At 66.0% G+C, this 1,210-nt stretch carries 2 protein-coding genes; both read right to left on the bottom strand.

The genetic code is table 11. The features are described 5' to 3' along the window. Positions 1–576: P1 family peptidase (locus EN939_RS34940; protein WP_164751544.1), on the bottom strand; the 576-nt coding region annotated here is incomplete at its 3' end. Continuing rightward, the coding region (locus EN939_RS34935; protein WP_164751543.1) for an ABC transporter substrate-binding protein at positions 576–1,210 on the bottom strand (635 nt) is incomplete at its 5' end. The genes EN939_RS34940 and EN939_RS34935, both read right to left, overlap by 1 nt.

Raw genomic sequence — 1,210 nt, 5'->3', positions numbered from 1 at the left:
GCCTGTGGTCACCGATCCGGTCGGGTTGACGGCGGCCAGCGCACCGACGGTGACGCCGCTATCCAGCAGCGTCGAGGCGGAGCCGAGGCCGCCTTTCAGCCCCGAGGTCAGCGCGCCGGTGCCGGCGCCGATCGTGCCAAGCTGGAAATCGGCGGCGGCAGTTTGCGCGGCCTCATAGCCAAGCTCGCGGTAGGGCGGATAACGGCCCCAATCCTTGTCGCCGCCATTGCGCAGGTCGAACAGGATCGCCGACGGCACGATCGGCACGCGAAAACCACCGACCTCCAGGCCGATGCCGCGTTCGCGCAATGCCGCCTGCACGCCGGACGCCGCGTCGAGGCCGAAAGCCGAACCGCCTGAAAGCACGACGGCGTGCACCACATCGACGGAATTGTGCGGTTCGAGCAGGTCTGTCTCGCGCGTGCCCGGCGCGCCGCCCAGGATCTGAACGCCGGCCACTGTCGGCGTGTCGCAAAGCACGGTCGTGACGCCGGACTTCAGGCTGGCGTCGGACGCATTGCCGACGCGCAGGCCGGCAACGTCGGTGATCAGGTTGCGTGGGCCGGTGCGAAACATCAGTTGCTTTCCAAGGGCGCAAAGCGCGTGCCGTCGAAACGGAAGACGCGGTAAGGTCTCTGGCTGAGGTCGCCTTTTGCATCAAAGCGGATCGGCCCGATCGCCGTGGTGAAATCCTGTCCGGTCAGGGCCTCCGTCAGCGGCTTGCCCGAGCTTTCGGACAAGCCTGATGCTGCCTTGGCGATTTCGACCGCCGCAAAGGCCGGCAGCGCATAGCCGTCAGGCACGATCTTCTTAGCGTCAAATGCCGCCAGCACTTTTGGATCGGCGACATCGGCCCATTCCGGCGGTGCGATCATCAGCGTGCCCACGGCATAGGGTACATCGCCCGGCGGTGTGCGGAGATTTTCGCCGCCGGCAAAGACGATGCCCGCCTGAAGCTGTGCGGCATCGCGGCCCATGATGGCGATGTCGTCGCCGTCGCCACCGGCAAAGACATGCGTCGCGCCAGCCTTCTTCAGCCGGCCGATCATGCCGATCTGGTTGTCGAGCTGTGGCCGGAACGTGTCGACGAATACCGGTTTCAGCGCTGCCTGTTCGGCCGCTGCCCGCAACGTCTCGGCGATCTCACGTCCGTAGATGGTGCCGTCGTCGATAATGGCGAACAGCTCGTTCTGCCATAGATGGGTGAGGG

Origin of the sequence: Mesorhizobium sp. M7A.F.Ca.CA.002.05.1.1 (assembly GCF_003998335.1) — a bacterium.
Lineage (GTDB): Bacteria > Pseudomonadota > Alphaproteobacteria > Rhizobiales > Rhizobiaceae > Mesorhizobium.
The sequence above is the reverse complement of the archived record's forward strand: the minus strand, read 5'-3'. Positions and strand labels throughout refer to the sequence as shown.